The sequence below is a fragment of the Streptomyces sp. NPDC002888 genome (genome assembly GCF_042888465.1).
In the GTDB taxonomy this organism is placed as follows: domain Bacteria; phylum Actinomycetota; class Actinomycetes; order Streptomycetales; family Streptomycetaceae; genus Streptomyces.
This window is the reverse complement of the sequence record NZ_JBIAPU010000014.1, coordinates 223622-237482: the sequence shown is the minus strand read 5'-3', so window position 1 is coordinate 237482 and position 13861 is coordinate 223622. Positions and strand designations below refer to the sequence as shown.

The following is a 13861-nucleotide window of genomic DNA, read 5'->3' as shown; positions in this document are numbered from 1 at the left end:
GGAACCCGTCCCGTATGGCTGTCGATCACACCCGCGCACCCATTCTGGAAGCGCTGACCGACTATCGCCGCAAGGGGCGGCTGTCGTTCACGCCGCCCGGGCACAAGCAGGCGCGTGGCGCCGACCCGACCGTGCGGCAGGTGCTGGGGGACGCGGTCTTCCTCGGTGACGTCCTGGCGTCGGGCGGCCTCGACGACCGGCTCACCCGGGGCCAGGTGCTGGAGCGGGCCGAGGAGTTGATGGCGGACGCGGTCCACGCCGAGCACACCTTCTTCACGACGTGCGGGAGTTCCCTGTCCGTCAAGGCGGCGATGCTGTCCGTCGCGGGCCCGCACGAGAAGCTGCTGGTCGGGCGGGACGCGCACAAGTCCGTGGTGTCGGGTCTGATCATCTCGGGCATCGAGCCGGTCTGGATCGAGCCCCGCTGGGACGCGGGGCGGCACCTCGCCCACCCCCCGTCGGCCGAGGAGTACGAGGCCGCGTTCCAGGCGCACCCGGACGCGAAGGGCGCCCTGATCACCAGTCCGACGCCGTACGGCACCTGCGCCGACCTGCGGTCGGTGGCCGAGGTCTGTCACCGGCGTTCGGTGCCGCTGATCGTGGACGAGGCCTGGGGCGCCCACCTGCCCTTCCACCCCGACCTGCCATCGTGGGCGATGGACGCGGGCGCCGACATCTGCGTGACGAGCATCCACAAGATGGGCAGCGGCCTGGAGCAGGGCTCCGTCTTCCACGTCCAGGGCGACCTGGTCCCGCCGCAGCTGCTGAAGAACCGCGCGGACCTGCTGGGCACGACCAGCCCGTCGGTGCTGATCTTCGCCGGTCTCGACGGCTGGCGTCGGCAGATGGCCCTGCGCGGCCGGGAGATCATGGGCGACACGCTGGCCCTCGCCGCGGAGGTGCGGGCGGCGATCGAGGAGATCGACGGGCTGCACGTCAACGACCGTGCCGACTTCTGCGGGCCGGGGCCGGCCGACGACTTCGACCCGCTGCCCGGCGTCATCGACGTCGCCGGGCTCGGGATCACGGGCTTCCAGGCGGCGGACTGGCTGCGCGAGGAACGGCACCTGGACGCCCATCTCACCGACCACCGCCGCATCGGCGCGCAGATCACCCACGGGGACGACCGGGAGACGACCGACGAGCTCCTCGCCGCGCTCAAGGACCTCGCGCGGGCCGCGCCGGACCTGGCCCCGGCCCCGCGGGTGGACGTGCCGCCACCGTCCGAACTGCGCCTGGAGCAGGCCATGTTGCCGCGGGACGCGTTCTTCGGGCCGGCCGAGGACGTGCCCGTGCGCGAGGCCGCCGGGCGGATCGCCGCGGAGATGGTGACGCCGTACCCGCCCGGGATCCCGGTGGTCCTCCCCGGCGAACGGCTCACCGAACCGGTACTGCGCTATCTGCGCACCGGGCTCGCGGCGGGCATGCACCTGCCCGACCCCGGCGACCCGGACCTTCAGACGGTCAGGGTCGTGGCGAGGGACGCCGAGTGAGGCGGGGGGCACATGGCGTGACATCGGGGTGCCACGAAGTGAAACAGGTCACGCGGCCGGGTTTCGAGTAACGAAATCCCTGCGGATGGTTTACCGTTCATTCATAAGTGGTCACGGGGTCGACTGTATCCGTCCCCCGGCACCACCCTTGACGGCCCTGGCTGGCCTCCCCCGTCCAGCCAGGGCTTTTTCATGCCCGCGGGGAAATCTCCCGTGCGCCGAGGTGCCCGGGGCGCCGTCAGCGGCTGAAATGGGCGTAGGGAAAGCACCGCATCCGCTCGTCGGCGAGGAGCTGCGCGCCATGACCAAAGCGACCAAACTCCTGACCGCCCTCCCCCCGCCCCAGCGTGAGCGCCTGATGACACTCGCGCGGGAGGTGTACTTCCCCGAGGACGACCGCATCTTCGACGCGGGCGGCACCGCCGACCGCTTCTGGGTGGTCCGCTCGGGCGCGGTCTCCCTCCTCCAGCAGGTGACGTCGCGGCAGCGGGTGACCGTCGCCACCCTCGGCGCCGGCGACATGCTCGGCTGGTCCTGGCTCTTCCCGCCGTACCAGTGGGACTTCAGCGCGGAGGCCTTCAGCCCCGTACGGGCCTACGAGTTCGAGGCGCAGCCGGTGCTCAAGCTGTGCGAGGAGGAGCCTGCGCTGGGGCTGTCGCTGGTGCGGATCGTCGCCGAGATCCTCGCGCACCGGCTGGAGATGACCCGGGGCAAGCTCCTGGAGGCGTACTCGATGCCGCGGCGCGGCCGTCTGTAGGTTCCCGCGGGCGTCAGATCCGGTAGCGGCGCAGGGCGGGCACCGCCGCGGCCAGGCCCAGCATGAGGGCGACCACCAGCAGGCCGCCGCCCGCCACGGCCGCGCGCGGGCCGAAGGCCGAGCCGGCCGTGCCGTGCAGGACGTCGGCGAGGCGGGGGCCGCCCGCGACGACGACGGTGAAGACGCCCTGCATACGGCCCCGCATCTCGTCGGTGGCCGCGGACAGCAGGATCGCCCCGCGGAAGACCATCGAGACCATGTCGGCGATCCCCGCGACGGCCAGGAACACGACCGCGAGCCACAGGCTGCCGCTCAGCCCGAAGCCCGTGATCGCGGCGCCCCAGGCGACGACCGCGCCGATGACCATCCAGCCGTGCCGCCGGGCCCGGGAGAACGTGCCGGAGAACAGCCCGCCGAGGACCGCGCCGATGGGGATCGCCGCGAACAGCAGACCGAGGGCGAGCCCCTCGCCGTACGGCGCGTAGGTCTCGGCGGCGAGCTGTGGGAACAGGGCGCGGGGCATGCCGAAGACCATGGCGATGATGTCGGCGAGGAAGGACAGCAGCAGCACCTTGTGCCCGGCGATGTAGCGGAAACCCTCCGCGATCTGCCGTATCCCCGCCCGCCGTACGGCCGTGGCCGCGAGCGGGGGCAGCGGGGGCAGGCGCAGCACCGCCCACAGCGTGACGCACAGCGCGACGGCGTCGATGAGGTACAGCTCGGGCAGGCCGACGACGGGGATGAGGGCGCCGGCGAGCAGCGGTCCCGCGACCAGTCCGGTCTGCATGACGGTCGAGCCGAGGGCGTTCGCGGCGGCCAGTTCGTCGGCGGGGACCAGGCGGGCGATGGAGGCGTTGCGGGCGGGCGAGTTGAGGCCGAAGAACGCCTGCTGCACGGCGAGCAGGACCATCAAGGCCGCCACCGAGTCGAGGCCGCCGGCGGCCTGGAGCCAGAACAGCACCGAGGTGACGGCGATGCCGGTGTTGGTGACCAGCAGCAGCTTGCGGCGGTCCACGGTGTCGGCGACCGCGCCGCCCCACAGCGCGAACAGCACCATGGGCACCAGGCCGGCGAGGCCGGCGTAGCCGACCCACGCCGAGGAGCCGGTGATGTCGTAGATCTGCTTGGGCACGGCGACGGCGGTGAGCTGGCTGCCGACGGCCGTGACGATGGTCGAGGACCACAGCCTGCGGTAGGCCGGGCGGCGCAGCGGGCGGGTGTCCATCGCCCAGCGGCGCCGGCCGCGCCGGGACACTTTCTCCTGGCTGGGGGTGTCCTCTGCCTCGGGTGCGGTGCTGCTGCTCTCGCTCGTGTCCACGGGCTTCCTGGTTGCTCGTTACATCTTTCGATTCGGCGTTCACTATGGCAGGCCTCGCTCGGCCTTCCACGGGGATTCCGACGGCCGAGACGGCCGCTACGAGAGGGACGTCGGAAGCTGGGCCGCCGCGCTGTCGAGCAGCATCTCCAGGGCGGTCGGATAGGCACTGGTCACCATGCGGGAGGCCAGGAGGGGCGCCACCTCGGCGATACGGGGGTGGGTGGTGCGGGGCAGCCGGCCGTACGTCGAGCGCCACATGTCCTCGTCGGCGCGCAGGGCCGCGCTCGGCAGGGCCAGCGAGGCCGCGTCCAGGGCGGCGAAGGCCAGCGTCTGGTCGATGAAGGCGTGGTAGATCCGCACGGTCTCCGGCAGGGGGAACCCGGCCGTGCGCAGGACGTCCAGGATGGCCTCGTCGGCGGCGAGTTCGTTCGCCCGGCCGGTGACCCGGCTCGTCGTCAGCTGGGCGGCCTGCGGGTGGGCGACGTACGCGGCGTGGATGCGCAGCCCGATGGCGTGCAGGTCGGCCCGCCACTGTCCGGTCGGCTCCCAGCCCCGCAGGGCCTGCCCGATGAGCGCGTCGCCGATGGCGAGGGTCAGCTCGTCCATGCCCCGGAAGTACCGGTAGAGGGTGCTCGGGTCGCAGTCGAGGGCGAGGCCGAGGCGGCGGGCGGTGAGTCCGGCGCTGCCGTGTTCGTGCAGCAGGCGCAGCGCGGTGTCGACGATCAGCCGCTCGGACAGCACGGTGCCGCTCCGGGTCGGCCTGCGCCTGCGCCGCTTCTCCTCGGGCACCACCGGCTTCGGCATGGCCCCTCCCCTCGCGCGACCGCGCGCCCCTTATGCCAACACCATTGACCTTATGTGAGCGCGCGGCGTTGTATCTGCGCCGGGGCCCCACGTCGCACATCCTTCGACCTCGGCCGAGGAGTTCTTGTCATGCGTGTACTGCTCGTGGGCGCCGGTGGCGTGGGCACGGCGATCACCCGGATCGCGGCCCGGCGCCCGTTCGTCGACGCGATGGTGGTGGCCGACCACGACCCGGCGCGTGCCGAGGCCGCCGTCGCGGCACTCGGCGGGGACGCCAGATTCCGTGCGGAGCGCGTCGACGCGGGCGACGAGGCGGCGGTCGTACGGCTGCTGGAACGGCACGCCTGTGACGTGCTCCTGAACGCCACCGATCCACGCTTCGTCATGCCGCTGTTCCAGGCCGCGCTGCGCGCCGGCGCCACCTATGTCGACATGGCGATGTCCCTGTCCCGCCCGCACGCCGAGCGCCCGTACGAGGAGTGCGGGGTCAGGCTCGGCGACGCGCAGTTCGCGCGGGCCGCCGAGTGGGAGAGGGCGGGCACGCTGGCGCTGGTCGGCATGGGGGTGGAGCCGGGCCTGTCGGACGTGTTCGCGCGGTACGCCGCCGACGAGTTGTTCGACGAGATCGAGGAGATCGGCGTCCGCGACGGCGCGAACCTCACCGTGGACGGCTATGACTTCGCCCCGTCCTTCAGCATCTGGACCACGATCGAGGAGTGCCTGAATCCTCCGGTCGTCTATGAGGCCGACCGCGGCTGGTTCACGACGGAGCCGTTCAGCGAGCCCGAGGTGTTCGACTTCCCCGAGGGCATCGGCCCGGTCGAGTGCGTGAACGTGGAGCACGAGGAGGTGCTGCTCGTGCCGCGCTGGGTCGACGCGCGGCGCGTCACCTTCAAGTACGGCCTGGGCCGCGAGTTCATCGACACGCTCAAGACCCTGCACCTCCTCGGCCTGGACCGCACCGCCCCGGTGACCGTGCCGAGCGCGGCGGGGCCGGTGGCGGTCTCGCCCCGGGACGTCGTCGCGGCCTGCCTGCCCGACCCGGCGACGCTGGGCGGGCGGATGCACGGCAAGACCTGCGCGGGCACCTGGGTGCGCGGCGTGAGGGACGGGGCGCCGCGTGAGGTGTACCTGTACCACGTGGTCGACAACCAGTGGTCCATGGCGGAGTACGGCAGCCAGGCGGTGGTGTGGCAGACGGCCGTCAACCCGGTGGTCGCGCTGGAGCTGCTCGCCGGGGGCGCCTGGACCGGCTCGGGCGTCCTCGGCCCGGAGGCGTTCCCGGCCCACCCGTTCCTGGACCTGCTGACGGAGTACGGCTCGCCGTGGGGGATGCGCGAGCAGGCATAGGGGGTGTCGTCCGGCGCCGGCCTCCCCGGCAACCGCCCCGTGCACACGGCTCCTTCACTGTACGGCGCACACGTGTACGAATCCCGGGCGTTCAGCGGGCCAGGGAGGCCCGGTCGCCCATGACGACGACGGGGTGGGCGTCGGGGTCGAGTGCACGGAGCAGGTCCTTCATGTGCGCGCGGTCGAGGCTGACGCAGCCGTGGGTGGGGCCGTCGTGGTCGACGTGCAGCCAGATGCCGCCGCCGCGGCCGGCGCCGAGGGGGCGGGTCCAGTCGAGGGGTGACGTGCCGGGCTTGCGGTTGTAGTCGATGGCGATGACGTAGTCGAAGGAGCCCGTCAGGGGCTCGCCCTCGAAGCCCGTCCCCGGGGCGTTGAAGCCGATGGAGCGGTCGTACGGCAGCCGGGTGCCGGGGTCGCGGAGCAGGCCGCCGGCGTCGGTGAGGGTGTAGACGCCGACGGGTGAGCGCAGGTCGCCGGCCCGGTGGTGGTCGGTCCAGCCCCTGAGCGCGTTGTGCGCGGGCCACCTCGCGCCCGCCTGCCAGCCGGTCCCGGTGCGCTCGTACAGGACGACGGTGGACTGCGAGGAGTCCCTGCCGTGCCCGGTCACCAGCACGATCTGCCGGGTCTCGCGCGGTATCTCGGCCCGGGTCCGGGGCCCCAGGCCGGGCAGCTGCCGCGGTGCCACGTCGAGGGAGACCTCGGGTGCGGGCGCGGGCGGGTGCGAGGTCGCCGAGGAGTTGGTTGTGGCCGCGGCGCCGCCGCCGCATCCGGTGAGCAGGAGGGACGCGGCGAGCAGCGCGACACGGGAACTGTGTTTGATCATGAGGCGACTGTGGCCGACAGAGGTGAGGAACTGGTCAGGTTCTAGGGCTTTTCGGGTTTGCCGGGGGTGTAGAGCCATTTGTGGAACAGCCTGTCCAGGTTCTTGCCGGACAATCGTTCTGACAGGCTGACGAACTGTGCGGTCGTGCCGTGGCCGTCGCGGTGCCCCGTCGCCCACGCCCGCAGGATCCGGTGGAAGGCGCGGTCGCCGACGGCGGTGCGCAGGGCGTGCAGGGCCATGGCGCCGCGGGCGTACACGGGTGTGCCGAAGATGTTGGCGCCGCTGCCGGGGTTCCCGGGCGGGAACTTCCACAGGGCGTCGTCGGCGGGGCGGGCGTAGAGGGCGTCGAAGGTCTTCTGGGCGCTGTCGCCGCCGTGCTGTTCGGCGTAGAGCCACTCGGTGTAGGTGGCGAAGCCCTCGTTGAGCCAGATGTCCTTCCAGGAGGTGAGGGTGACGGAGTCGCCGAACCACTGGTGGGCGCTCTCGTGGACGAGGGTGGACAGGCTGGGCGCGGAGTCGTACACGGGCCGGGTCTGCGTCTCCAGCGCGAACCCGACGTTCGGGGCGCGGTCGACGATCGATCCGGCGGCGCGGTACGGGTAGGGGCCGAACAGCCCGCTCTCCCACTCCAGGACGGACGGCAGCTTCTTCAGGACCGGGGCCGCGGCGGTGGCCTCACGGGGGTCGACGGCGTTGTAGACCCGGATGCCGTCGCGGGTCGTGTACTGCTCCACCTTGAACTTCCCCACGGTCGCCGTGGCGAGGTAGGCGGCCATGGGCTCTGGCTGGTGCCAGCGGAAGGTGGTTCTGCCGTGGGCGGTCCGTCTGCCGAGGAGGACTCCGTTGGCGACCGCCGTGTGCCCTTCGGGGACGGTGATGGTGAAGTCGTACGACGCCTTGTCGGTGGGGTGGTTGTTGCCGGGGAACCAGGTCATGGCGCCCTGCGGCTCCCCCGCGACGAACGCTCCGTCGTCGGTGGGGATCCAGCCGTCCGGGGAGCCGTCGGGGTCGGTGACCGGGCCGGGCTTTCCGGTGTAGGTGACGGTGACGCGGAACCACTGGCCCTGCCGCAGGGCGCGGCGCGGGGTGACGACGAGTTCCTGGCCTTCGCGGCGGTGCTCGGCCCTGGCGTGGTCGACGGTGAGTCCGGTGACCTTCAGCCCCTGGAGGTCGAGGTCGAACCGGGTCAGGCGCTGGGTGGCGCGGGCGGTGAGGACCGCCCGGCCGTCGAGGCGGCGGCTGCCCGGGTCGTAACGGAGGGTCAGGTCGTAGTGGCCGACGTGGTAGCCGCCGTTGCCGGCGAGCGGGAAGTAGGGGTCGCCGACGCCGGAGGTGCCCGTCGTCCCGGCCGCCGCGGGTCCGGCGGCCGCGAGCAGCGCCGCGAGGGCGACGGGGACGGTCGCGACGACGGCCTCGCGGCGCAGGACCTGGGCGCGTCCGGCGGGCTGCTGCCGGGATTGCGTCACGTTCGCTCCTTGGGGGTGGAGGGTGATCAATCGCCCTCAGAGTAGGCGCGGGCCGCCACCGGTTCCCCCTCGTTCAGGTCAAGTTCCGCGCGCGTCGCCCGCCGTACGGGGCCGCCCCCGCGACGTAGCGCAGTACGCTCCCGGCACCACCCTCCCCGTGAGAAAGGCCGGCCCGTGAGCGTCCGAGTGCGTCGCGTCTACGAACCGCCCGAGCCCGGGGACGGCGTGCGTGTCCTCGTCGACCGGCTGTGGCCGCGGGGCGTCTCCAAGGACGCGGCACGGGTCGACGAGTGGCCCAAGGGCCTCACCCCGTCCACCGAGCTGCGCCGCTGGTACCACGCGGGCGAGGGGTCGTACGAGGAGTTCGCCCGCCGGTACGAGGCGGAGCTCGCCGAGCCCGAGGCGGCCCACCTCCTGGACCACGTCCGTGAGTTGGCCGACAAGGGCACGGTGACGCTGGTGACCTCCGCGAAGGAGCCCGAGGAGAGTCACGTGGCGGTGCTGGTGCGCCTCCTGAAGCGTCCGAAGGCGCACCGGCACTGAGGCTCAGCCCGTCTGCTTCGCCGCCGCCCGTCCGGCCGCGCGCCCCGAGAAGAGGCAGCCGCCGAGGAAGGTGCCCTCCAGGGCGTTGTAGCCGTGGACGCCGCCGCCCCCGAACCCGGCGACCTCGCCCGCCGCGTACAGGCCCTCGAGGGGCTGCCCGTCGGTGCCGAGGGCACGGGAGTCGAGGTCGGTCTGGATGCCGCCCAGGGTCTTGCGGGTGAGGATGTGCAGCTTGACGCCGATCAGCGGCCCGGCCTCGGGGTCGAGGATGCGGTGCGGGGTGGCGACCCGGCCGAGGCGGTCGCCGACGTAGCGGCGGGCGTTGCGGATGCCCTGGATCTGGGCGTCCTTGGTGTACGGGTTGGCGATCTGCAGGTCGCGGGCCTCGATCTGGCGGCGTACCTCGGCGGCGTCGAGCAGCGGCTTGTCGGTCAGCCCGTTCATCTTCTCGACGAGCTGTTCGAGGGTGTCGGCGATCACGAAGTCGGCGCCGTTGCGCAGGAACGCCTGGACCGGAGCGGGCGCGCCCTTGCCGAGGAGGCGGTCGCGCAGCACGGCCTTGCGGTCCTTGGCGGTGATGTCGGGGTTCTGCTCGGAGCCGGAGAGCGCGAACTCCTTCTCGACGATCTTCCGGGTGAGGATGAACCAGGAGTGGTCGTGGTCCGCGATGTCCTCGGTGGTGCGCAGGTGCTTGAGGGTGCCCAGGGTGTCGTAGCCCGGCAGGCACGGCTCGGGCAGGCGGCGGCCGAGGGCGTCGAACCACATCGAGGACGGGCCGGGCAGGATGCGGATGCCGTGGCCGGGCCAGACGGAGTCCCAGTTCTGGATGCCCTCGGTGTAGTGCCACATGCGGTCGCGGTTGACCAGGCGAACGCCCGCCTCGGGGCTGATGTCGAGCATGCGGCCGTCGACGTAGGCGGGGACGCCCGTCACCATCTCGGCGGGCGGGGTGCCGAGTCGCTCGGGCCAGTAGCGGCGGACGATGTCGTGGTTGGCGCCGATGCCGCCGCTGGTGACGATCACGGCCTGCGCGGTCAGCTCGAACTCGCCGATCGCGTCCCGGTTGGAGGCGACGCCGCGCGGCGAGTCGTCGTCGGCGAGCACCGTGCCGCGCACGCCGCGGGCCACGCCGTCCTCGATGACGAGGGCGTCGACCCGGTGACGGTGGTGGAAGGTGAGGAGCCCGTCGCGCGAGGCCTGCTTGGCGTAGTCGGCGAACGGCTCGACGACGCCGGTGCCGGTGCCCCAGGCGACGTGGAAGCGCGGGACGGAGTTGCCGTGCCCGTCGGCGCGCAGGTCACCGCGCTCCGCCCAGCCCACGGTGGGCAGCAGCTTGATGCCGTGCCCCTCCAGCCAGGACCGCTTCTCCCCCGCCGCGAACTCGACGTAGGCGCGCGCCCAGCGCACCGCCCAGGAGTCCTCGTCCTCGACGCGGTCGAACCGCGCGCTGCCCCGCCAGTCGTTCCAGGCGAGGTCGAAGGAGTCCTTGATGCCGAGGCGGCGCTGCTCCGGGGAGTCGACGAGGAACAGCCCGCCGAAGGACCAGAACGCCTGGCCGCCGAGGTTGGCGGCGTTCTCCTGGTCGACCAGGGCGACGCGCCTGCCCCTGCTGGTGAGTTCGTGCGCCGCGACCAAGCCCGCGAGGCCGGCTCCGACGACGATGACGTCCGCATCCATGGCGAGGGTTGCCCTTTCTCCTGAAGCTGTCATTCCGGGGTGTCGCTGCCGTCGGTCAGCAGCGCGGTGAGCAGTTGCTTGAGCCAGGCGCGGGCGCGGTCCACGTCCTTGTCCAGCAGCAGTTGGGTGGTGACCCCGTCGTACGCGGCGACGACCGCGTGGGCGGCGGCGTCGGCGTCGCCGAGGACGGCGGGCAGTGCCGTGTGTCCCCGGGCGCGGGAGAGCCGGTCGGCGACGGCGCGGCGCAGCCTGGCCCGGTGTTCCAGCAGGGACTGCGCCACGGCGGGGTCGCGGGCGGCGTGCACCAGGAAGTCCGTCTTCACCAGCAGCCAGTCCAGGTCGAGGAGCAGCACGTCGGTGACCCGGTCCACGGAGGCGGGCACGTCCAGGTCCGGGCCGTCGCCGGCGAGCGCGTCGGCGACCTGCTGGGCGATGAGGTCGGCGCGCTCCCGGTAGAGCGCGAAGAACAGCTCGTCCAGGCTGTCGAAGTTGGAGTAGAAGGCGCCCCGGCTGTAGCCGGCGGCCTCGCAGACCTCCTCGATCGAGACCCGGCCGAACCCCTTGGCGGCGAACACGGCGAACGCGGCGTCGAGGAGGTTGGCCCGCGTGCGGACACGGCGTCTGGTCACGCGCCCGGTGGTCTGCTGTGCGGCCATGTCTCACCCTCCGTTCGATACGAGAATGTATCCGATACGTCGATGTATCGAAAGGTCGACGCGGGGATCACGCAAGGACGCACCCAGGGGTCACGCGAGGATCATGAAAGGGAACGTACTTTCGATTCAAGAGGTAGGCTGAGGCACATGGTCACGCACCTCCAGGGTTCGCTCTTCGACCAGACCGACGAACTGCGGCTCGGCCCCCTCGACCGGATGCGCCGCAGCGAACTCGGCCGCGGCGCCTGGCTCGACGTGCTCCCCGGGTGGCTCACCGGATCGGACGCCCTGTTCGAACAGCTGGCGGCCGAGGTGCCGTGGCGCGCCGAGCGCCGCACGATGTACGACCACGTCGTCGACGTCCCCCGACTGCTCTGCTTCTACGGCCCCGAGGACCCGCTGCCCCACCCGGTGCTGACCGAGGCGCGCCGGGCGCTCTCGGCGCACTACGCCGACGAGCTGGGCGAACCCTTCACCACGGCGGGCCTGTGCTACTACCGCGACGGCCGCGACAGCGTCGCCTGGCACGGCGACCGGATCGGGCGGGGCTCGCACGAGGACACCATGGTCGCCATCCTCTCCGTGGGCGCGCCCCGTGACCTGCTGCTGCGCCCGATGGGCGGGGGCCGTGCCGAACGGCACCCACTGGGGCACGGCGACCTCGTCGTGATGGGCGGCTCCTGCCAGCGGACGTGGGAACACGCCGTACCGAAGAGCACACGCGCCACGGGACCGCGCATCAGCATCCAGTTCCGCCCGCACGGCGTGCAGTAGGGCATCCCCGGCACTCGGTCCGCCACCGCGGCCCGGGCGGCCTCGCTCGCGGTGATCCTCGTGGTGTACGAGTACCTGGTGCGCCGGACCCGGGTGACACGGTTCCTGTTCGGGATGCGGACCGACCCGCCGATCAGGCCGGTTTCCTGATCTGCTTTGCTGTGTGCCGTCGGGCACGGACCTCACCACGCGGGACGATCATGCGGGCAGAAGTGCAGCAAGTCGCCGACGGCACCTATCTGGTGCACGGCTCCAACACCAACTGGGTGATCCTCACCGAGGGCGACTCCGCCACCCTGGTCGACACGGGCTACCCGGGCGACCGCGAGCTGGTCCTCGATTCCCTGGCGCAGGTGGGCAGTTCGCCCGAGGCGGTCGCGGCGGTGCTGATCACCCACGCCCACAACGACCACCTGGGCTCGGCGGAGTACCTGCGCGCCGCCCACGGCACGCCGATCTACCTCCACGAGGCCGAAGTGCCGCACGCACGCCGGGAGTTCCTGCACCAGGTCACCGTCGGCGAGGTGCTCAAGAACGGCTGGCGGCCCGGTGTGCTGCCGTGGGCGGTGCACGCGATCCGGTCCGGCGGCACCGCGAAGGCGCCGGTGACCGCCCCCGAGCCGTTCCCGGCGGCCGGCGCGCTCGACCTGCCCGGCCGGCCCGTGCCCGTGCACACCCCCGGCCACACCCTCGGGCACTGCGCCTTCCACCTGCCCGACACGGGGGTGCTGATCTCCGGGGACGCCCTGGTGAGCGGCCACCCCACCTCGCGCGAGCAGGGCCCGCAGCTGCTGCCCGACATGTTCCACCACGAGCGCGGCCGCGCCGTCGCCTCGCTGGACGTACTCGAAGGGCTGGCGGGCGACCTGCTGTTGCCGGGGCACGGGCCGGTGCACCGGGGGACGGTGCGACGTGCGGCACAGCGCGCACGCGAGCTGGCGGTTTAAGGTCGGGCCATGGCATTGCAGATCAGCGCCACGAACCCGGAGCACCCCACGCTCCTGCTCACCCTGCCGTGGCACCTGCCGCTGGAGGAGTGGCCCGAGGAGTACCTGGTGCCGCTGCCGCGCGGCATCTCCCGCCACGTCGTGCGCTACGCCCGTGCGGGCGACGAGGTGATCGCCGTCAAGGAGCTCGCCGAGCGGCCCGCGCTGCGCGAGTACGAGCTGCTGCGCGACCTCGACCGGATCGGCATCCCCTCGGTGGACCCCCTCGCCGTGGTCACCGGACGCCTCGACGGGGTGGGCGAGCCGCTGGAGCCGGTGCTGATCACCCGGCACCTCGGCGGCTCGATGCCGTACCGGTCGATGTTCGAGACGACGATGCGCCCGGCGACCATGCACCGTCTGATGGACGCGCTGGCCGTGCTGCTGGTCCGCCTGCACCTCGCCGGGTTCGCCTGGGGCGACTGCTCGCTGTCCAACACGCTCTTCCGGCGCGACGCGGGCGCCTACGCCGCCTACCTCGTGGACGCCGAGACCGGCGACCTGCATCCGCAGCTGAGCACCGGGCAGCGCGAGTACGACCTCGACCTCGCGCGCGTGAACATCAGCGGCGAACTGCTCGACCTGGAGGCGTCCGGAGCGCTGCACCCCTCGGTGGACCCGATCGAGTTCGGCACGGAGATCTGCGGCCGCTACGGGAGCCTGTGGGAGGAGCTGACCCGCACCTCCGTCTACCCGGCGGGCAAGTACCACTACATCGAGCGCCGGATCCGGCGGCTGAACGAGCTCGGGTTCGACGTGGCGGAGATGCAGATCGAGCACTCCACCAACGGCGACACGGTCACCTTCGTGCCCAAGGTGGTCGACGCGGGCCACCACCAGCGGCAGCTGCTGCGGCTGACCGGCCTGGACACCGAGGAGAACCAGGCCAGGCGGCTGCTGAACGACCTGGAGAGCTGGATGGCCACTCAGGACGACTACGCGCCGGGCGATCCCCTCGCCGCCCGCCCCGAGGTGCTCGCCCACCGCTGGGTGCGGGACGTGTTCCGGCCCACCGTGCGGCAGATCCCCCTCGAGCTGCGCGGCTCCATGGACCCCGCGGAGATCTACCACGAGCTCCTGGAGCACCGCTGGTTCCTCTCGGAGCACGCGCAGCACGACATCGGGCTCGACGTCGCGGTCGAGGACTACATCGAGAACATCCTGCCGAAGGCGCGCGAGACGCTGGTGCCGACGACGCCCGAGTGACGCAGTCG

General features: G+C 72.3%; 13 protein-coding genes. 7 read left to right on the top strand and 6 right to left on the bottom strand.

Going from position 1 to position 13861, the window contains the following annotated elements; all coding sequences use genetic code 11:
• Positions 1-14: 14 nt before the first annotated feature.
• The gene (locus ACFYWX_RS23790; protein WP_389426080.1) at positions 15-1493 is read left to right on the top strand and encodes an aminotransferase class I/II-fold pyridoxal phosphate-dependent enzyme; all 1479 of its coding nucleotides are present in this window, start codon (positions 15-17) and stop codon (positions 1491-1493) included.
• 301 nt (positions 1494-1794) lie between these two features.
• The gene (locus ACFYWX_RS23785; protein WP_389426079.1) at positions 1795-2250 is read left to right on the top strand and encodes a cyclic nucleotide-binding domain-containing protein; all 456 of its coding nucleotides are present in this window, start codon (positions 1795-1797) and stop codon (positions 2248-2250) included.
• A 13-nt stretch (positions 2251-2263) separates the two neighbouring features.
• On the opposite strand, the gene ACFYWX_RS23780 is transcribed toward ACFYWX_RS23785, so the two are convergent.
• Positions 2264-3568: an MFS transporter gene (locus ACFYWX_RS23780; RefSeq protein WP_389426078.1), complete on the bottom strand. Its 1305-nt coding sequence runs from the start codon at positions 3566-3568 to the stop codon at positions 2264-2266.
• 96 nt (positions 3569-3664) lie between these two features.
• Positions 3665-4372 carry a TetR/AcrR family transcriptional regulator gene (locus tag ACFYWX_RS23775; RefSeq protein ID WP_389426077.1) on the bottom strand — a complete coding sequence of 236 codons (708 nt, stop codon included), beginning with the start codon at positions 4370-4372 and terminating at the stop codon, positions 3665-3667.
• A 129-nt stretch (positions 4373-4501) separates the two neighbouring features.
• On the opposite strand from ACFYWX_RS23775, the gene ACFYWX_RS23770 reads away from it, so the two are divergent.
• Complete coding sequence (locus ACFYWX_RS23770; protein ID WP_389426076.1) at positions 4502-5722, top strand: saccharopine dehydrogenase family protein; 1221 nt, start codon at positions 4502-4504, stop codon at positions 5720-5722.
• 91 nt (positions 5723-5813) lie between these two features.
• Here ACFYWX_RS23770 and ACFYWX_RS23765 read toward each other — a convergent pair whose 3' ends face one another.
• Both ACFYWX_RS23765 and ACFYWX_RS23760 read right to left on the bottom strand, forming a co-directional pair.
• Positions 5814-6545 carry a L,D-transpeptidase family protein gene (locus tag ACFYWX_RS23765; RefSeq protein ID WP_389426075.1) on the bottom strand — a complete coding sequence of 244 codons (732 nt, stop codon included), beginning with the start codon at positions 6543-6545 and terminating at the stop codon, positions 5814-5816.
• A gap of 41 nt (positions 6546-6586) precedes the next feature.
• Positions 6587-8011 (bottom strand): M1 family metallopeptidase, encoded by a 1425-nt coding sequence (locus ACFYWX_RS23760; protein WP_389426074.1) that lies wholly within the window; start codon positions 8009-8011, stop codon positions 6587-6589.
• A 174-nt stretch (positions 8012-8185) separates the two neighbouring features.
• Between ACFYWX_RS23760 and ACFYWX_RS23755 the strand changes: the two genes are divergently transcribed.
• Complete coding sequence (locus tag ACFYWX_RS23755) at positions 8186-8554, top strand: DUF488 domain-containing protein (RefSeq protein ID WP_389426073.1); 369 nt, start codon at positions 8186-8188, stop codon at positions 8552-8554.
• A 3-nt stretch (positions 8555-8557) separates the two neighbouring features.
• Here ACFYWX_RS23755 and ACFYWX_RS23750 read toward each other — a convergent pair whose 3' ends face one another.
• Both ACFYWX_RS23750 and ACFYWX_RS23745 read right to left on the bottom strand, forming a co-directional pair.
• Positions 8558-10231 (bottom strand): FAD-binding dehydrogenase, encoded by a 1674-nt coding sequence (locus tag ACFYWX_RS23750; protein ID WP_389426072.1) that lies wholly within the window; start codon positions 10229-10231, stop codon positions 8558-8560.
• Between the two features lie 29 nt (positions 10232-10260).
• A complete protein-coding gene (locus tag ACFYWX_RS23745; protein ID WP_389426071.1) occupies positions 10261-10887 on the bottom strand; it encodes a TetR/AcrR family transcriptional regulator in 627 nt (208 codons plus the stop codon).
• 147 nt (positions 10888-11034) lie between these two features.
• Between ACFYWX_RS23745 and ACFYWX_RS23740 the strand changes: the two genes are divergently transcribed.
• From ACFYWX_RS23740 to ACFYWX_RS23730, 3 genes are all read left to right on the top strand, one after another.
• Positions 11035-11661, top strand: coding sequence for an alpha-ketoglutarate-dependent dioxygenase AlkB family protein (locus ACFYWX_RS23740; RefSeq protein WP_389426070.1), 627 nt, complete (start codon positions 11035-11037; stop codon positions 11659-11661).
• 200 nt (positions 11662-11861) lie between these two features.
• Positions 11862-12608: an MBL fold metallo-hydrolase gene (locus ACFYWX_RS23735; RefSeq protein WP_389426069.1), complete on the top strand. Its 747-nt coding sequence runs from the start codon at positions 11862-11864 to the stop codon at positions 12606-12608.
• Positions 12609-12617: 9 nt separating this feature from the next.
• Positions 12618-13853, top strand: coding sequence for a DUF4032 domain-containing protein (locus ACFYWX_RS23730; protein WP_389426068.1), 1236 nt, complete (start codon positions 12618-12620; stop codon positions 13851-13853).
• Positions 13854-13861 lie beyond the last annotated feature (8 nt).